Consider the following 18,293-nt stretch of genomic DNA (forward strand, 5'->3'; position numbering starts at 1 on the left):
GGGTAAACGCGGGTTGGCGACCCAGACTAAATGGCGTAAGCAGTCAGTAACCGGGCACCCCTTAATTGTGAACAACCGGTAAAAGTTGGACATTTGGTCATGAAAAAAGCGCGGTCCGCGGCCGCGCTTTAGTGAAATTTAGATTTAGTGGGCAGCGGCGTAAACTTTCAGCGCCAACTTGGCCCGGTTCTTATCGGTTTTGGTGATTGGATTGTATTTAGACAAGCCGGCCTTAACCTTCTTGTAGCTGTAAACGTTGCTATTACCACTCTCAAAGTACATGAGATCAGCTTTTTTCGGGGAATGATTCAATCCCAAGACGTGACCCAACTCATGAGCCACTGTGCTGGCGTATTCGTACTTGCGGCCGGTTTTAGCGACGCTGTTGACCCCCTTGACTTCTTTCTTCAAGGTGTCGTAAGCGGGCAGAGAAGTTTCGACTGCTGCGGCTTCACTGTTGAAGAGACTCTGGTAGTTGTCGTCATTCGTTGTGATTCCCTTGGCAGCTAAATTAGCTTTTGCCTTGGCCTCAATCGTCTTCGCATATTTCTTGTAGAAGGCATCGTTGAGTTGGTTAGTCATAGAAACGGCAATGTTTTTCGTCTCGTCACGGTAGTAGGACCACCGAACCTGAAGTTTCTTCTTGCCAGGTGTCCACCAAGCGTCACTTTGATCGGACTTAGTCGGCTTAGCTTTCGAGATGGAGAGTGTCAGGGTGTGATGTTTTTTGGAGCCCTGAACGAACTCTTTTTTCCCTAATTTTTTATTCCAATAGTTCATTGCAATCTTCGTGCTACTCTTGAGACTTGAGTCACTGGTCTTGATCCAAACCGTGGCGCGTCCATTCTTTTTCAGCGCTGATTGGGCATCGTAGGTTAGCTTATAACGCTTAGCCAACTTGCGTGCATTCTTGCGGTAGTAACTCTTGGACTTCTTCAGAGTTGCCGACGACGGATTCACACTGGCGGCGTGTGCCGTCACAGTGCTGGTCGTGATCACTGGTGTGATCAGTAGCGCTGCGGCCGCAGTCACGAGTAGTGAACGGATTCCTAAATGGTGTGTTCGATGCATGAGTTTGACCTCCTCAATTCCCCAAAACGTCATGTTTACAATAGCATAGCCTTTTCCCCGTAACGGGTCAAGCAAAGAAGGCCTCAAATGATTTCGGGGTTAACCCTATGATACCGGGGTTAGTCGCATGAACTATTGTCCCTATCCGAACAAATGTTCGGGAACTTTGTTTGCAAATCTGGTATAGTAAACTTAACGAGAAAAAAGGGGGCTTTTCGGTGGTTAAGCGGTGTGCATGGGTGTCTGATTTACCCGCAATGCAGGACTATCATGATGAAGAGTGGGGACGACCGGAGCATGATCCCCAAAAGTTGTTTGAGCTACTTAGCTTAGAGACCTATCAGGCTGGATTGAGCTGGCAGACGGTGCTTAAGAAACGAGCGGCCTTCAAGATAGCGTTCTATGATTATGATTTGGCTAAGGTGGCGGCGATGACGCCGGCCGATATCGAGCGTCTTTTGACCGATTCAGCTATTATTCGTAACCGGCGTAAGTTAACGGCAACCGTGGCCAATGCGCGGGCTATCATGACCTGGAACGATCCAGCGGATTTTGCCAATTGGTTGTGGGCATTTGTTGATAATCGGCCGATTCGACATACCATTCGCACCACGGCGGATCTGCCAGCCACCACGGCTTTATCAAAATTGGTGGCGCGTGAGCTGAAGAAAAAGGGATTTAAATTCGTTGGTCCGACGACCGTCTATTCTTTTTTAGAGGCAGCGGGACTCGTCAATGACCACGAGTTGACTTGTGACTGGGCACCAGAGAAACAATAAGGAAGGACTAAGATAAATGCGCTTTTTACATACAGCAGATTGGCATATTGGCAAGAAGCTTCATGGCTATGACCTTTTAACGGAACAGCGAGATGCTTACCGTCAAATTAAGGCCATTGCCAAGGCTGAAAAAGTTGATGCAGTTGTGATTGCGGGCGATCTCTACGACCGGGCACTACCCAGCGAAGAGGCGGTGACCGCGTTGGATGATATGCTGGTGGATCTAAACCGGCAGGAACATTTTCCCTTACTCGCGATCAGCGGTAATCATGACTCTGGCGTTCGATTGGGTCAAGGGAGTGACTGGTTCAAGAGTACCGCATTTTACCTGAATACACGCCTAGAAGATGCCTTTACACCGGTGGTTATGGACGGTACGCAATTCTTCTTATTGCCGTATTTTGAACCGTTCGCGGCTCGCCAATATTTCGAAGATGACAGTCTGCGGACGGTGGCACAAGCCATGCAGAAGGTGGTGGCCCAGATGGTAGCGGCCTTTGATCCGCAACTAAAGCACGTCCTGGTTGCGCACTTCTTCGCGGCCGGAAGTACCCATACCGATTCGGAGACACAGGTCCAAGTTGGGGGCCTGAACGCGGTTCCAGTGGATCTCTTGCGTGATTTCGATTACGTGGCTTTGGGGCACTTACACCGTAAGGAAGCCTTACAGAGTGAGCCCACAATGAAATACAGTGGTTCGCCACTGAAGTTCTCAACGAGTGAGTCGTTGGATACTAAGGGCGTCTGGATCGTTGATACGGCCACAGATCCCGTGACGGTAACCTTTAAACCATTGAAACCGTTACATGATCTCGTGGTATTAAGAGATTCCTTTGAAGACTTGATGGACCCGAACAAAGTGTACCCAGTAACGCCGGAGGACTTTGTTGCGATTGAGCTGACCGATACGACCCCGATTGCCAATGTGATGCAACGGCTCAAAACGCGTTTTCCTAAAGTGGTTGAGTTACACCGAATTAATCAAATTGACGTCGCCCCCAAAGCCCTCAACATCGATCAAGTGCGGCAAGATCCTTTAACTTTATTGGGAGATTTCTTCGAGACCGTTACCAAGCATCCATTGACGGATCAACAAGAGGCGTGGGCTAAGCAAGCCTATCAACGCGCTCAGAAAGAGGAGGGGTAAGCCATGCGTCCATTAACTTTACATCTACAATACTTCGGCCCCTATCGTGACGAAGAAATTGATTTTCAAAAATTCGACAATCCACTCTTCTTAATTAGTGGGAAGACGGGGAGTGGGAAGACCACCATTTTTGATGGCATGTGTTACGCACTCTTTGATCAATCATCTGGAGTCGATCGTGAGCCAGCGGCGATGCGGTCGGACTTTGCCACGACCGAAGACCATACCCGCGTGACCTTCACTTTTAGCCATCGTGATCGCCACTATCAGATCATTCGCGAGCCGGCGCAAACGCTGAAGAAAAAACGGGGTACGGGCGTTACTAATGCGCCAGCCAGTGTGGAACTGACGGTTTTTGAGGACGGCGTAGAGACGCAGCAACTGACTAAGGCCAACCAGGTTCGTTCATTCTTACAAGATCTTCTTCAGATGGATGGCAAACAGTTCGCACAGATTGTCTTACTCCCGCAAGGCAAGTTCCGTCAGTTCCTGATTGCCCCCAGTGACGAAAAGGCAGCCGTGTTGGAACAACTCTTTAACACGGAAATCTTTGGTTTGTGGACGGATCAACTCAAGGCCCAATTGCGATCCGAACAGGATAAGGATAAAGAAACCGACCGGGACCGTGAACAGGTGCAGTCCAGTCTGATTTGGACACCGGAGAATCAAGAAGCGGCGGAGACTGCCATCGCTCAGAAACAAACAGAGACGGTGCTGACATTAATGGCCGACCAGCAGGCGGCCACCCAGAAAGCGGAAGTAACCGCTAAAGACCAGGTAGCAGTTGCCAACAAGCAAGTCACGGCATTGACCCAACAGGATACGCGTGAGGAACAGTTGTTGGCAGACCAAAAGCAACTAAAAAAGCAGTTGCGGCGACAGCAGGAATTGAAAGCACAAGAGCCAGACAGGCAGATTCAGCGAGCGGCCAGCCAACAATTGGAGCGCGTTCAGGCTATTCAGCCCCAGTGGACCACGCGGACTAGTGCTCAGCGCGATCTTGCCCAACGAACGGCAGCGGTGGCGCAGACTAGTCATGCACTCAAAGCAAAGAAGACGGGCCTCGAACAGGCGCAAGCAGACCACAAGGCCGCAGCCAAAATTGAAACGCGTCTGACGGCCACCCAGGCTGAGCTGACAGCCCGAGCCAAGATGATGCCAATTTACGAAAAGGTTGCCGACCTCATGCAACGCTTACAGGCCGCTCAGGTGGCTAGTGCACAGGCCAAGACGACTGAGACCAAACTGACTAAAAACAGGCAAGAGAATCAAGCACAACTTAAACAACAGGTGGCGATCACGGAGACTCAGGCCGATCACTACCAGGAACAGCAGCGACTTAACCAACGTGAAACTGAATTAAATGAGTGGCAACGGCAAGTTCAAAGTGTTCAAGACGCCGACCGACAGATCGCAACGACCGAGAAAAAACTGGCCACAGCCAAATCGCGTTTAGATCAGGCACAGCATGATTATGAGAAAAGCCAAGCCCAATTCGAAGAGCTGAATCAAGAACTCCTGGAACATCAGATTGCACAATTAGCCGCCCAACTCAAGCCAGGACGGCCCTGTCCCGTCTGTGGGTCCGTGGAGCACCCCCATCCAGTGGTAGTGGCCGATTCTGCGGTGACTGAGGCAGAAGTGAAGGATGCCCGGCAACGTGCCGAAGAGCGTCATACACAGGCCACCCGACTGGACACCGAACTCAAGGCGCTAGTCGCCACGTTGGCTGATCAGCAACAGAATCGTGAAGCAGATGTGGCCAAGTTGGTTACGGCAGTGTCGACAACCGATCATGAGGTTGCCAGCTTTGATGACTGTCAAAAGCGGGTGGCTGATCTGGTCGCCGCCTACCAAACGGCTGTTACCAAGAACAAACAGGCCCTGGCGGCCGTCAAGCAGGCGCAAACACAGGTTGCACGGTTAAAGCAGGATGCAGAAAAGTTAGACCAACTGGTTAAGGATGCGCAACAAGATCGCCAGGACAAGGCCACGGCAGCTGATCACTTGGATGTCCAACTGACCACGCAGCGTGAGGCTTTGCCTGAAGATGCGGCAACCTTGACCGAGTTTAAAGCGCAGAATCAACACTTACAGCAACAGTTAGATGCTGATAAAAAGCAGTGGGAGGCTAGTGTTCAAGCAGTCGAGACAGCGACAAAAGCGGTCACCGTAGCCAGTGCTGAACAAGACGCAGCTAACAAGGAACAGGGCGCTAGTAAACAGCGGCTCACGACGGCCCAAGCCGATTTGCAAACGGCGATTGCCAAGCAAGGTCCCGAGTTAACGGCGTTAACCGAAACCGAGATTGCCGATCTCTTGCCACAGGTGGCTACCTTGCCGAGATTACGTCAGCAATTGACCGATTTCCAACAGCAACAAGCTCAGGTTGCGACGACCGTGACGGATCTGAAGAAGCGAGTGGCGGACCGGCCCCAACCAAATCGGGAACAGACGCAGCAGGCGCTATCCGCTGCGCAGCAAACGGTCAATGAACGTCTAGACCAGCAACATCAATTGACAGATCGCTGGCAGACTAACGATCGCTATGTCAAACAGTTAAAGAAGCTGGTGACACAACAGGCCGCCGCGGTTCAAAAGACCCAGGCGCTCAATGAATTGGTCGGGGTAACCAATGGGGATGGGCCCAATAGCAAGCTGGGCCTGGAGCGTTACGTCTTGCAAACCTATCTGCGACAGATTCTACTGGTCGGTAATCAACGGCTCCAACAACTGACCAATGGGCGTTACCAATTCTTGGTTGATGAGAGTCCAGCAACCTTCAAGAAGAAATCTGGCTTGGAGATTAACGTCTACGATGACCACGTTGGGGAACAGCGAAGCGTCCACACCTTATCTGGTGGGGAAAGTTTTATCGCCGCGCTGGCCTTAGCACTGGCTCTGGGTGAGGTCATTCAACGTACCACCGGGAGTGTCGATGTCGAAGCCTTATTCATTGATGAAGGGTTTGGCTCGTTGGATGAGGACGCCCTCATGACGGCTCTGAGTTCGTTAGAGAGCGTTGAAGGTCAGAACCGGATGATTGGGATTATCAGTCACGTTAGTGAGCTACGAGAACAGGTACCTAACCAGTTACAAGTTGTCAGCAATGGTAACGGGGAAAGCCAGATCACCTATCAAATCGAAGATTAGGGTTTTGGCTGCAGAGACCAAAAAAGAGTCGCGGATGCTGTCCGTGGCTCTTTTTAATGAAAAGTGTTTCGCAAACTACCGGGGCTGTTACCAGAAAAGGAGGGGGAACTCGGGTCGTTAGACGGGAACAAAGTCCTCGCTTGTCGTGGCTAGGCCGATCTCGCCAGGTAAGTTGGTTGAGCAGCATGGAAAGCCATACCCGGGTTGTTTTCACTGGTAGCGAAGCAGCCGGCCGGACAATCCCCTTGGGGGTAGTTGGGGTCAAACCGGAACACTTTTCACGGCTAAGCATACCTGATGACCTGTCAAATGGATATCGGGGGACAACGATATTCGTTAATTTTGACGGGTTTTTCCGGTGAACTTCTAACGGTGACTTAATTTTTAGCAAACATGATCACCCCGGATAACCGTTTGTGGCTTAAACCGTTAAACGGCGTGATAGTGCGCTTTGTCCCTGTTTTTAAAGAATAGTTATATAATCAACGATTATCCGTGCATAACATCTAGATTAGAGTTAGAATAATGGATAATTATATTAGAAACGGGATGATTTTGATGTGTACTAGTTTGACCTATGAAAATAGTCAAGGTGATCATTTCTTGACGCGGACCATGGACTTCGCGTTTGAATTAGGCGGCCAACCGGTCTTTATGCCCCGTAATCAGAAGTTCCAAGGTGACGCCGGCGAGTTTACCACAAAGTATGGTTTTCTGGGTGCCGGTCGTGACTTGAAACATTACATTTTCGTTGATGGTGTCAACGAATTTGGCCTGGGTGCCGCAGCACTCTACTTCTCAGAGTATGCCAAGTACGTTAAGAAAGCTGCTGCCGACAAACTAGGCATCGCGCCCCATGACTTAGTCGCCTGGGTTCTAGGAAACGCCAAGAGCGTGGCGGATCTGCGGGAATTGATTCAAGAAGTTCAACTCGTGGACGTGCCAGTCTCCTTGCTGGGCCTGACGACTCCCTTACACTTCATCTTCAGTGACCCCACCGGGGAAACCGCCGTATTGGAAGCCACAAGTGACGATTTACACCTTATCGATGACCCAGTCGGCGTGATGGCTAACTCGCCACAATTGAGTTGGCACTTACAGAACCTAAGTACCTACGGAACCTTGGTGGCAAGCCAACGACCATTGCATGATTATGCCGGCTTTGAACTGGCTACTCAAGGTCCTGGTACGGGGGCCTTAGGGATGCCCGGAGATTACACGTCACCATCCCGCTTCGTCCGGACGGTCTTTAATAAGCACTACAGTGAGCCAACCGCCGACACGCCAACCACGTTGAATCTGTTACAACATCTGATGGATAGCGTGACGATTCCTAAGGGGGTTAAGCTCAAGGATGACGGTGCCAGTGACTATACGCAGTACCGGGGCTATATGGCCTTGGATGACCGTGCTTACTACATGGAACCCTATGATAATTTGGAACTCCAAGGGGTCAAGATGACTGACGAGATGTTAAATGAGTGGGATACCCCGGTTGAGTATCCACTGGATCACCAAGTTCACATTAACCAATTAAACTAAACAAAGCTGGTGACTAGATGAGTAATTTTCAACAAAAATCTTTTCAAGAATTAACGACGGCCGAACTTTTTGAGATTTATCGGTTGCGGACGGCTGTCTTCGTGGTGGAACAAACCTGTGCCTACCAAGAGGTGGATGATCTGGACCTAACCGCTCAGCACCTGTTCACCCAGGCACCCGATGGGAAGATTCGATCATATGCGCGTCTGATGGATGAGCAGGACCAGGTTCGAATCGGTCGGGTAGTGGTTGCGCCCGACGATCGGGGTAATGGTAGTGGGCGAGAACTAGTGGCCCAAGCCATCGCGGCTTGCAAGGCAACGTATCCTGATGCTGGCCGGATTATCATTCAGGCTCAGGCCTACTTGCAGAAGTTTTACGAGTCCTTCGGGTTTCAACCGATCAGTGATGTCTACCTGGACATTGGGATTCCTCATCTAGATATGATTTTGCCAATCAAATGACAGCTAAAAATGGCGCCGACCACTTGGTCAGCGCCATTTTTTTATGATAAAAGTTAATTGCGTTGGTTGGCGAGACTGATAAAGTCAGCCACCAAGGCTTCCGGCACACCGGTGGCCACCAGGGCACGTAACGGCATGTTGAGGAACATCAAATTTTGCGTTAGTTGGGGATGGTCGTCTTGCTGATCACTGAATCCGAGGGGATTGTTAGCCCCAAGTGGATTGAGAACCGTTGACTTAAATTGGTCCAACAGCTTGTGGTCACGAACGATCGTGGCCAGGTAAGTCTCCATAGTAACGGGGGCCGGTGAGTTCTTAAAGTCCATGGTCAGTTTGGTCTGGAGCCGAATATCCCGGGAGGATTGACCCACCATGATTTCGTAGTCTCCGGAGTCCGCTTGCCAACGGTGCTTGCCGTCGCACCACCAGCTGAAGTCTTTGCGACTGAGCTTGAGGGTGACTGCCTTGGTCTCGCCAGGTTCTACGGCAACCTTGGTGAAGGCCCGCAGTTCCTTGGTAGGCATTGGCACGTGTGAGGAGTGGTTAGCCACGTAGAGTTGTGGCACAGCTTTCCCCGCAACCTTCCCCGTGTTGGTGACGTTGAACGTCACGGTAGCCCCGTGTTCATCCTGGTCGACCGCGAGATCGGTGAGTTCAAAGGCCGTGTAGCTGAGCCCATAGCCGAACGGATAGAGGACGTGCATTTCGTGGGTATCATAATAGCGGTAACCAATGAAGATGCCTTCCGTGTAGTATTCGTGTTGCGGATCCTGGCCAAAGGTTGGTGCCATTGGCGTATCCGTTAAACGAATTGGGAAGGTTTCGGTCAAGTGACCAGATGGATTAACCTGACCGGTTAAGACATCCCAGGTTGCTTCACCCACGGCTTCACCAGCCAAGTAAGTTTCGACGACGGCGGTGACAGAGTGAATCCATGGCATTTCAACGGCAGAGCCATTTTGGAGAACGACGGTGGTGTGGTCACTGACCCGTCCCAGGCTCCCAATCAGATCGGTCTGGTTTTCCGGTAACATCAGCGAGTTCTTATCAAAGCCTTCGGATTCATCGCTAGCGGGATAGCCGGCGAAGATAATCACGTGATCGGCTTGCTTAGCAGCGGCCAAGGCTTCTTGAACCAAGTGGTCGTCGGTCTCGCTCTGATCCAAACGATAACCTGGGTAGTAGGTGGCATCCAGTCCCGTGTTTTTAAGGGCTTCGAGAGGCGTGACCAAATGAGATGGATTGACGTGTGAACTACCAGCGCCTTGGTAACGGGGATTTTCAGCGAGTTCACCAATGACCACAACTTTACCCGCCGTCTCAGGGTGCAACGGTAATTCTTCATCGTGGTTCCGTAACAGCACGATGCTGTCATCGGCAATTTCACGCGCGAAGGCGTGGTGAGCCTGGTGATCGTAATCGCCAGCGGTAGTCTGTGGTGACCAGTCATCGATCAGGTGGAGAATGTGACGAACCGCCTTGTTCAAGGTTCCTTCGTCAAGTTCACCGGTTTCGATGGCCCGGATGATTTCATCAATTGACGCTTGGCCTTTGCCAGGCATCTCGAGATCGAGGCTGGCCCGTAAGGCCCGTGCGTGGTTGGCAACGGCTCCCCAGTCAGACAGTACGGCGCCGTGGAAGCCCCATTCGTCTCTTAGAATGTCGCGTAACAGGTGGTGATTTTCGGAGTTCAGCACACCATTAACCTTGTTATAAGAGGTCATGATACTGGCCGGACGGGCTTCCTTCACGATAATTTCAAAGGTTCGTAGATAGAGTTCACGGAGTGTTCGTTGTGACATGTCACTAGAAGCCGTGAACCGTTGATTTTCGCGGTTATTGGCAGCAAAGTGCTTAACGGCAACCCCAACGTGTTGGGATTGAACGCCACGGACGTAGGCGCTAGCAAGTTTGCCAGCCACCAAAGGATCCTCGGAGAGGTATTCGAAATTACGACCGCCTAGTGGCGACCGTTTCAGGTTAACGCCGGGGCCTAATAACAGGCTGACCTGTTCGGCGCGGGCCTCTTGACCGAGGTGCTCACCGAGGCGTTGCATGAGAGATTGATCCCAAGAGCTTGCCGTGAGGGCGGCTGAGGGATAGGTGATGGCTGTCACGGAATCCGTGATGTCACCAGCGTCGGCCCCCGGTTTTTGCTTACGGAGTCCAGAAGGACCATCCGTCATCATGAGGGCGGGAAGTCCCAGCCGGTCAATGGCGGCGGTGTACCAGAAGTTCTTACCAGAGACCAGTGCGGCCTTCTCGGGTAACGTGAGTTCAGCAAGCGTGCGTTCGATGTCCATACGTTCAAATCCTTTCTACTTTGTCGATTAGTACCAGTATACCGTTTTCCCGGAAGTGATGTTAGTAAGGAAACCGTTTCTTTTGACAAAGCCTGGCAAATAGCGTACCTTTAAATTTGTGCAATCCATTTAATAACTAAAAGTAAGGAGGAAACCACGATGTCAGCCAATACACGCCACATTCAAATGACGGTCAACGCATGTTGCGAATGTAACATGACTATTTGTGTTGGGTTAAATCGTGATTTCCAGGCAAACCAGTAGACCTACATACCGACAACGATTGTTGTCACTGTAGCGGGTTTCCTCTCACGATTGACTGTGAGAGGGAACCCGCTTTTTGTTGCTAGTTTAGGGATTGCACACCACTAAATATTGAGGAAAAGGGAGCGTTAAGGTTATGAGAAAATGGACCGGAATCGGATTAGTTGCCGCAGTAGTCGCGATGGGATTGGGTCTGGCTGCCTGTGGACAATCGGCATCATCAACAACGCCCCAACAGGACTTAAAGCTACCAGCCACGGCACAACTAGACACGATCGATTTAGCTAAAGCCACCGGCTATGGGCAGACTGGGAACGTCTTTGAAAGCTTCTACCGATTGGGTAAGAACGGCAAGGTTGCGCCCGGTTTAGCGGACTCTGCCAAGATGTCTAAGGATAAGAAGACCTGGACGTTCCACATCAGAGACAACGCCGAGTGGAGTAATGGCGACCCGATCACGGCCCAGGACTTCGTCTATTCCTGGCGCCGGACGTTGACGCCAGCCACCAAGGCTTCCTATACGACGATGTTCTCCGGAATTAAGAACGGCGATAAGATTATTGCTGGTAAGGCCGATCCCAGTGAGATTGGGATTCGTGCCAAGGACAAGCACACCGTGGTGATTGAATTAGATAAGCCAATTGCCTACTTTAAGATTCTAATGGCTTACCCCTTATTTGCCCCACAAAATGAAAAGGTCGTCAATAAATACGGCAAGAAGTATGCCACTAAGTCCGAGTACATGGTGTACAGTGGGCCGTTCAAGATTACCAACTGGAGCGGAACGGGCAATACCTGGTCATTCGTTAAGAATAACCATTACTGGGACAAGAAGGTTGTGAAGCTGAATAAGATTAGCTATCAGGTAGTTACCAATCCACAAACGGGGTTGAGCCTGTACCAGAACAAGAAGCTCGACTTCGCCCAGCTTTCGACGGAACAGGTGAAGAATTATAAAAACGACAAGGAATTCAAACAATATCCTTATTCCATCGTGATTCATTTGAAGTACAACTTCCAAGATGCCGATAAGGAGAAACGGCGGATTATGAATAATCAGAATATTCGCCAGGCAATTGCGTTATCCATCAATCGGAGTCAATTGACGAAGAAGGTTCTGGGGGATGGTTCCGTGACACCGACCGGGTTTGTGGCCAGTGGACTCGCTAAGGACCCGAAGACGGGGGAAGACTTCGCCAAGCAACAGGTCGTCAAGAACACCACAACCTACAATCCAACGCTTGCTAAGCAAAAGTGGGCGGCTGGTCTGAAGCAACTGGGTCTGAAGAAGGTTAAGTTGAGTATTATGGCGGGTAACGATGACGTTGCTGCCAGCACCGTGACTCAGTATCTGAAGGGAACGCTGGAGAAGAATCTGTCAGGTTTCAACCTGACGATTCAAAACGTCCCGGCTTCCGTGGCCCAATCACGGTCCACGAGTGGTGACTTTGACCTCTTCCTTTCTCACTGGGGAGCTGACTTCAACGATCCGATTTCCTTCATGCAGATTCCAACGAGTTCGAATGCCTTGAACTACGGCAAATGGTCCAATAAGACCTATGATGCGTTGATCGACAAGGCGCAGAACCAGGACGCTGGTAACGACGAGGCGCGTTGGCAGGACATGGTCCAGGCGGCCAAGCTCATCAACAAGGAGCAGAGCTTCACGCCACTCTATCAAGCTAATTACGCCTATCTCCAACGGTCTTCGATCAAAGGTGTTATTCACAACACTGCCGGGACTCAGTGGAGTTACAAGTACGCCTATGTTAAATAGCATTTAGGTGCGTTTAAATTAATCACCTGCGGCTGCCAGGAATTCCTCCGGCTGGGATAGTAGGTGCCCCGACTAGGACTGTCGTTTCTACTTGATCATGGGGAACCTGTGACTAGCCGGGTCTATGACAGTTGGTGAAGTTGATTTCACCATGTTTTGACTGTTCTTTAAGGACATAACGCAAGTGAATTTTTAGATTCGTGAAAGGACGCCGATTCTATCGGTGCCCTTTTTCGCTTTACACTAACTGGTGAGTCCCGTTACAATCAAGTGAGATTAAGGGGAGAGGGCAAACTGATGGCAATTGGACCGAATGATGGACGGCAATTTGAGACGGATGGCGCCGCAGAATATAATGCCTATTTTGGGACACCCACGCATGACGATCACGTGTTATTTGAACTGTTGACGGTGGGTGTCTTTCAAGTTGGCTTAAGTTGGCAGGCAGCGGCGAGCAAGTTGCCAATTTACCGGCAGGTCTTTGCGGGGATGGCAATTCAGCCGGTGGCAGCCATGATTGATGAGTTAGCGATTCCGGAAATTGCGGCGTTTCCGGGGATGATTGGGAATCAGCGAAAGATTCGGGCAGTGCTCCAGAACGCACGAGCGATCCTTAAAGTTCAGCAGGAGTTCGGCAGTTTTTCCGCCTATCTGTGGGCTTTTGTGGATGGGACACCCTTTCTGTTACCGGCACCTGAGCGTGACGCGGTGGCCCATCAGTCGACGCTGGGAAGTGCCGTTGCCAAGGAGTTGAAACGCCGGGGCTTTAGTTTTGTGGGACCGGTGGTAACGCATATGTTTCTTCTGGCCGCGGGAATTCTGAGAGCACCCGATATGTCGGAGTAAGTGAAAATTAGGTGAGAATTCAGGTGAACCTGAAACCGATTTATTCGAGGCACTGGCTGGTCAGAGCCGCTATAGCGGGATCCGTTATGAATAAATTTATTATCGATTGTGCTTGACACCGAATTAGAATTGCATTAGACTTGCTATTAAATTAAGCGATTGAAAACAATGTGATCAGGAGAGTAACCACCGTCAATGGTTTCAAGAGAGCTCGCGATTTGCTGGAAGCGGGTAACCCACGGCGGGGTGAAGATGGCCTGAAATGAATTGGTACCGCCGAGTCTTTTCGATGAAGTGGTAATGCTTGGCACTCATTATCGTGCACGCACTTTAAGGCGCAAGCTGGCGAGTGTTAATGAGGGGTCGGCATGCGTCTGACTTGAATTAGAATGGTACCACGACAGAGTTCGTTTCTATTAAATTAGAAGCGGACTCTTTTCTTTTGGTCATTGTTTTCAATCGCTAGCTTCAAAATAAATCTTAAAAAGGGATAAAGGGGATTTTAAATATGAAGAAATCATTTAAACATTTTAGTTGGCTATTATTACTGTTAGTACCACTGTTGATTGTGTCTGGCTGTGGCAAATCCAGCAGCGACAAGACGATCAAGGTGGGGATCATGGGTTCCGATGAAAAGATCTGGAAGCCCGTTCAAAAGAAGCTGAAGAAGGAAGGGGTCAACATCAAGTTGGTGACCTTTACCGATTACAATCAGCCCAACGCTGCCTTAACGAACCATGAAATTGCCCTCAACTCATTCCAACACACGTACTTCATGGATCAATGGAATAAGGCCCACAAGACCAACATTGTTTCCATTGGAAAGACCGTCCGCGCACCACTACGTCTCTACTCCAAGAAGATTAAGAGCGTTGCTGATATCAAGAAGGGCGACCAAATTACGATTCCCAACGACTCAACTAATGAAGGTCGGGCCTTACACTTGCTTCAATCAGCTGGCCTGATTAAAGTAGACGATAGCAAGGCACTACCAACGCCTAAGAATATCACTCAGAACAAGCTGAACTTGAAGATTACGCCAGTTGATGCCGCTCAGACGCCACGTTCCTTAACGGATGCCGCCGGTGCCGTCATCAACAATGAATTTGCGGCCGAAGCGAAGTTGCCAAACAGTGAAACCATCTACAAGGAAAAGATTAACAAGGCGTCAATTCCTTACATTAACATCATTGCCACGAACAAGGCGGATAAGAATAACAAGACTTACCAGAAGATTGTGAAGGCTTACCAGACCGAAGCAACGAAGAAGTTATTGAAGAAGTACTACCACGGATTAACCATCCCAGCTTGGTAACAGACTGAGATTTCTAAGTTAAAATTAGCCGGCATAAGGCGAGTAAGGAGCACGAAGATTTGACTAACGAAGCGATTATTGAGTTAAAAAATATCGACGTCACTTTCCATAATAAGGGACAGACCGTCAACGCCGTGAAAGACGTGTCATTGACCGTCAATCGCGGAGACATTTATGGGGTAGTGGGTTACTCCGGTGCGGGGAAGAGTACCCTCGTACGGGTCATTAACCGGCTTCAGCCACCGACTGCCGGCACCGTTGTGGTGAACGGCCAAGATATCTTACACCTGACCCCCCGAAAGCTGCGAGCGGCCAGAACGAAGATCGGCATGATTTTCCAACACTTTAACCTGATGGATTCACGGACGATTGCCGACAACGTCGGCTATCCTCTACGATTCCGTCTCTCTAAGAAGAATCGACAGGAGAAGGTGGCGCACCTCTTGGAACTGGTGGGTCTGAGCGAAAAGGCTAACGACTATCCGGCCCAACTCTCCGGTGGTCAGAAACAACGGGTGGCGATTGCTAGAGCTTTGGCCAACGACCCCGAGATTCTGATCAGTGATGAAGCGACGAGTGCCTTGGATCCTAAGACCACGTCTTCCATCCTGGAACTGTTGAAGCGGTTGAATAGGGAGTTAGGCCTCACGGTGGTGCTAATCACTCATGAAATGGAAGCCGTCAAGGAAATCTGTAACAAGGTGGCCGTGATGGAATCCGGTGAAATCATCGAACGGGGTGATTTAGTCTCGATCTTCAGTCGACCACAGAAGCCGCTGACGCGAGACTTCATCAACACCGCAACGCAGATCAACCAAGCCCTGGAAAAGATTTACAAGCAGGCCAGTGCCTTAAACTTGAACGATCATCAACAGTTGGTCCAGCTCCAGTACGTGGGGGCCAGTACCGATGCACCGCTGATTACGGAACTTTACAAGCGGTATGATGTGGTCTCAAATATTTTATATGGGAACGTGGAAATCTTGCAGGACACGCCACTGGGGAACCTGATTGTGGTCATGTCCGGTGAACCGGATAAGTTACAGGACGCTTGGCAGTACTGCCAAGATGCCGGGATTAAGATTACCCACTTGAAGCCCACGGATTCGGAGGTGGCTTAGTTGAGTTGGTTTGCTAAATATTTTCCTAATGCTGTTACCATGAAGAGTGACTTCATTCAAGCCACCGGTGAGACGCTGTATATGACACTGATTACCGCCGTGGTGGCGGGAATTCTCGGGATGATTATCGGGGTCGGCTTAATTGTCACACAACCTGGTGGTATTCTAGAGAACCGGGTCATTTACAACATCTTTGATAAGATCGTCAACCTCTGTCGGTCGATTCCCTTTGTGATCTTGCTGGCCGTGATTGCGCCCTTAACACGAGTGATCGTGGGGACTGCCATTGGAACGACCGCAGCAATTGTGCCTCTGGTTATTGGATCTGCCCCATTCTATGCGCGACAGATTCAAAATGCTTTGGCCGAGGTAGACCACGGGGTGATCGAGGCTGCCGAATCGGTTGGCTCTGGTCCCATGGGGATTATCTTCCGGGTCTATCTCAAGGAAGGTTTGGCCGATATCATTCGTTCTTCCGTCCTAACGTTGATCAGTTTGATTGACCTGACCGCCATGGCGGGTGCCATTGGTGGGGGTGGCTTGGGGAACTTAGCCATCAACGTCGGATACAGCCGCTTTGAAACGGATGTGACCGTCTTGGCCATGTTAATCATCTTAGTCATTGTCTTTGCTATTCAATTAGTGGGGGACCTGTTGGCCCGTCGTGTGGACCACACGGCCTAACCACTACAAAATGTCGAAAAGGAGAGTTGGGAACGGTTCCCACTCTCCTTTTCCTATGAAGACTATTAATCGCTAAACGGGGTAACCTAAAAATTTTTAGAATCCGGGATTTTGTTGCCAAATTCTAATGATTTTTAGGTAAAATAGAAAAATTAAAAACACACGCGTGACGTGAGAGAGAAAGGGTTCATGGGCTTGAAAAAAACAGGATCAGCAACCGAAAACGTCGTCAAGGGAATTTTCTGGGCGACCGTTGCGTCGGCAATGTTTGGGGTATCGGGAACGGTGCTCCAGTTCATCTCACAGGGACAATCAATTCCATCGAGTTGGTTCCTATCTGCTCGTACCATGGGGGCAGGGGTCATCCTACTTCTGATCAGTATGGTTATGTATGGTAAAGAGACGTTTACGATTTTTAAGAGTTGGCGTGAAATTGCTTGGATCGTGGCCTATGCGGTCTTCGGCTTAGGCGCAAACCTCCTGACATTTTACATCTCCGTTCAGACGGGGAATGCGGCTGCGGCCACGATTCTTCAGTATCTGAGCCCGCTGTTTATCGTCTTAGGAAGTCTGTTGTTTAAGCATGTGCGGCCGTTACGAAGTGACCTGATTGCCTTTGCCGTTGCCATGGTGGGGGTATTCTTAGCGATTACCCGTGGGAACATTTCACAGTTGGCCATCCCATTTGATTCGCTGTTATGGGGGATTGGGTCCGGAATTACCGCGGCTTGTTACGTCGTTCTGCCACGACCATTGGTTCGTGATTACGGGCACCAGCCGATTACGGTATTGGGCTGGGGAACCTTCATCGCTGGGGTGATTTTCAATATTCACCAACCAGTCTGGGTTCACACGCCACCTTTGACGAGTACGCTACTGATGTCGATGGCGACGGTCATTATCATCGGGACAATTCTCCCGTTTGCATTGTTGTTGTACAGTACCCACTTCGCGCCATCTGACGTGATTAGTATCGTTGATGCCGTGCAACCCGTGATGACCTTCGTGCTTTCGATTATCTTTTTAGGGTTGAAAATTTCCATCGCCGAAGTCGTGGGATCAGCGCTGGTTATTTTGGCAATTTATTTGCTCCAACGGGGACGACGAAAGATCGTTGAACAGGATTTTTGACGGGAGTGAGCAAAATTGACAACTTTTGATTGGGTTCGTCATGGGCAGACGCAGGCTAATGTGGATCAGGTCTTTCAGGGCCAGTTAGACACGGCAGCCACCCACCTGACCGTGCGGGGATTGCAGCAGGCCGAACAATTGGCGCAGACTCTGCGGTCGGTTAATTACGATCGCGTCGTCAGCAGTCCCTTACATCGGGCACGGCAGACGACGGCCGCGTTGACACAAGTGGTGCCAGTGGTTCCCGAGTTCGACGAGCGGCTACAAGAAGCCGATTATGGCCAATGGACCGGACAAACGTATGCGGCCGTTAGTGCCGAGTACGCGGCCTCCTTTGATCCTGTGACACGTGAGGTCTTGCCCGATGAGCTGGCGACGGTCGGTGGGGAATCATATCTGATGGTTCAGCGACGGGTGGGCCAGTGGTTGGCCGAACAGGTCGTGGATCATCCTGACGATCACGTTCTGGTGGTGAGCCATGGCTTGACGATTAAGGCGTTGGCCCTGCTCACTTTGGGGGCACCCGCAACGGCGGCATTACCCGAGCCTAGCAACACGAGTGTGACGCGGATGACCATTGATCCAGTCACCGGTCGACGTTACCTGCGGTTCTACAACGTGGGGACGGGGAATTTCAATTAAATGATTGTAAAAAAATAACCTCGCCAAGTGGCGGGGTTATTTTTAATTGAAAGT

Annotated in this window: 14 protein-coding genes; 12 read left to right on the forward strand and 2 right to left on the reverse strand. The window is 50.4% G+C overall.

The genetic code is table 11. The annotated features are described in order from the left end of the window. Nucleotides 1-144: 144 nt before the first annotated feature. Nucleotides 145-1,071 carry a matrixin family metalloprotease gene (locus EKM70_RS01550; protein ID WP_125544612.1) on the reverse strand — a complete coding sequence of 309 codons (927 nt, stop codon included), beginning with the start codon at nt 1,069-1,071 and terminating at the stop codon, nt 145-147. Between the two features lie 218 nt (nt 1,072-1,289). On the opposite strand from EKM70_RS01550, the gene EKM70_RS01555 reads away from it, so the two are divergent. The 5 genes from EKM70_RS01555 to EKM70_RS01575 all read left to right on the forward strand — a co-directional run bounded on the left by EKM70_RS01555 (nt 1,290) and on the right by EKM70_RS01575 (nt 8,156). Beyond that, nucleotides 1,290-1,850, forward strand: a complete 561-nt coding sequence (locus tag EKM70_RS01555) for a DNA-3-methyladenine glycosylase I (RefSeq protein ID WP_125544614.1) — start codon at nt 1,290-1,292, stop codon at nt 1,848-1,850. Nucleotides 1,851-1,866: 16 nt separating this feature from the next. Then, on the forward strand, nt 1,867-2,997 hold the full coding sequence (locus tag EKM70_RS01560; protein WP_125544616.1) for an exonuclease SbcCD subunit D: 1,131 nt from the start codon (nt 1,867-1,869) through the stop codon (nt 2,995-2,997). 3 nt (nt 2,998-3,000) lie between these two features. Further along, nucleotides 3,001-6,150 (forward strand): AAA family ATPase, encoded by a 3,150-nt coding sequence (locus EKM70_RS01565; RefSeq protein WP_125544618.1) that lies wholly within the window; start codon nt 3,001-3,003, stop codon nt 6,148-6,150. Between the two features lie 558 nt (nt 6,151-6,708). Continuing rightward, nucleotides 6,709-7,692 carry a choloylglycine hydrolase family protein gene (locus EKM70_RS01570; RefSeq protein ID WP_125544620.1) on the forward strand — a complete coding sequence of 328 codons (984 nt, stop codon included), beginning with the start codon at nt 6,709-6,711 and terminating at the stop codon, nt 7,690-7,692. A 17-nt stretch (nt 7,693-7,709) separates the two neighbouring features. Continuing rightward, complete coding sequence (locus EKM70_RS01575) at nt 7,710-8,156, forward strand: GNAT family N-acetyltransferase (protein ID WP_125544622.1); 447 nt, start codon at nt 7,710-7,712, stop codon at nt 8,154-8,156. Between the two features lie 53 nt (nt 8,157-8,209). Here EKM70_RS01575 and EKM70_RS01580 read toward each other — a convergent pair whose 3' ends face one another. After that, nucleotides 8,210-10,459 (reverse strand): glycoside hydrolase family 3 C-terminal domain-containing protein, encoded by a 2,250-nt coding sequence (locus EKM70_RS01580; protein ID WP_125544624.1) that lies wholly within the window; start codon nt 10,457-10,459, stop codon nt 8,210-8,212. Between the two features lie 400 nt (nt 10,460-10,859). Here EKM70_RS01580 and EKM70_RS01585 point away from each other — a divergent pair, with 400 nt between their 5' ends. From EKM70_RS01585 to EKM70_RS01615, 7 genes are all read left to right on the forward strand, one after another. After that, the gene (locus tag EKM70_RS01585; RefSeq protein ID WP_125544626.1) at nt 10,860-12,500 is read left to right on the forward strand and encodes a peptide ABC transporter substrate-binding protein; all 1,641 of its coding nucleotides are present in this window, start codon (nt 10,860-10,862) and stop codon (nt 12,498-12,500) included. A gap of 297 nt (nt 12,501-12,797) precedes the next feature. Continuing rightward, entirely contained in the window at nt 12,798-13,346 is a 549-nt protein-coding gene (locus EKM70_RS01590; protein WP_125544628.1) for a DNA-3-methyladenine glycosylase I, read from the forward strand. A 508-nt stretch (nt 13,347-13,854) separates the two neighbouring features. Then, nucleotides 13,855-14,661: a MetQ/NlpA family ABC transporter substrate-binding protein gene (locus EKM70_RS01595; protein WP_125544630.1), complete on the forward strand. Its 807-nt coding sequence runs from the start codon at nt 13,855-13,857 to the stop codon at nt 14,659-14,661. Between the two features lie 59 nt (nt 14,662-14,720). Beyond that, nucleotides 14,721-15,782 carry a methionine ABC transporter ATP-binding protein gene (locus EKM70_RS01600; RefSeq protein ID WP_125544632.1) on the forward strand — a complete coding sequence of 354 codons (1,062 nt, stop codon included), beginning with the start codon at nt 14,721-14,723 and terminating at the stop codon, nt 15,780-15,782. A 39-nt stretch (nt 15,783-15,821) separates the two neighbouring features. Beyond that, nucleotides 15,822-16,466 carry a methionine ABC transporter permease gene (locus tag EKM70_RS01605; RefSeq protein ID WP_191985874.1) on the forward strand — a complete coding sequence of 215 codons (645 nt, stop codon included), beginning with the start codon at nt 15,822-15,824 and terminating at the stop codon, nt 16,464-16,466. Nucleotides 16,467-16,655: 189 nt separating this feature from the next. After that, nucleotides 16,656-17,597, forward strand: a complete 942-nt coding sequence (locus EKM70_RS01610; RefSeq protein WP_125544636.1) for a DMT family transporter — start codon at nt 16,656-16,658, stop codon at nt 17,595-17,597. 15 nt (nt 17,598-17,612) lie between these two features. Then, nucleotides 17,613-18,239, forward strand: a complete 627-nt coding sequence (locus EKM70_RS01615; protein WP_125544638.1) for a histidine phosphatase family protein — start codon at nt 17,613-17,615, stop codon at nt 18,237-18,239. Nucleotides 18,240-18,293: the final 54 nt, after the last annotated feature.

Source organism: Levilactobacillus lindianensis (assembly GCF_003946095.1).
Lineage (GTDB): Bacteria > Bacillota > Bacilli > Lactobacillales > Lactobacillaceae > Levilactobacillus > Levilactobacillus lindianensis.

What these genes read in the sequence shown, in the direction of transcription:
- EKM70_RS01550 (WP_125544612.1), bottom strand. Translation starts at nt 1,071, where the DNA reads ATGCATCGAACACACCATTTAGGAATCCGTTCACTACTCGTGACTGCG.
- EKM70_RS01560 (WP_125544616.1), top strand. Translation starts at nt 1,867, where the DNA reads ATGCGCTTTTTACATACAGCAGATTGGCATATTGGCAAGAAGCTTCAT.
- EKM70_RS01565 (WP_125544618.1), top strand. Translation starts at nt 3,001, where the DNA reads ATGCGTCCATTAACTTTACATCTACAATACTTCGGCCCCTATCGTGAC.
- EKM70_RS01570 (WP_125544620.1), top strand. Translation starts at nt 6,709, where the DNA reads ATGTGTACTAGTTTGACCTATGAAAATAGTCAAGGTGATCATTTCTTG.
- EKM70_RS01575 (WP_125544622.1), top strand. Translation starts at nt 7,710, where the DNA reads ATGAGTAATTTTCAACAAAAATCTTTTCAAGAATTAACGACGGCCGAA.
- EKM70_RS01580 (WP_125544624.1), bottom strand. Translation starts at nt 10,459, where the DNA reads ATGGACATCGAACGCACGCTTGCTGAACTCACGTTACCCGAGAAGGCC.
- EKM70_RS01585 (WP_125544626.1), top strand. Translation starts at nt 10,860, where the DNA reads ATGAGAAAATGGACCGGAATCGGATTAGTTGCCGCAGTAGTCGCGATG.
- EKM70_RS01590 (WP_125544628.1), top strand. Translation starts at nt 12,798, where the DNA reads ATGGCAATTGGACCGAATGATGGACGGCAATTTGAGACGGATGGCGCC.
- EKM70_RS01595 (WP_125544630.1), top strand. Translation starts at nt 13,855, where the DNA reads ATGAAGAAATCATTTAAACATTTTAGTTGGCTATTATTACTGTTAGTA.
- EKM70_RS01605 (WP_191985874.1), top strand. Translation starts at nt 15,822, where the DNA reads ATGAAGAGTGACTTCATTCAAGCCACCGGTGAGACGCTGTATATGACA.
- EKM70_RS01610 (WP_125544636.1), top strand. Translation starts at nt 16,656, where the DNA reads ATGGGCTTGAAAAAAACAGGATCAGCAACCGAAAACGTCGTCAAGGGA.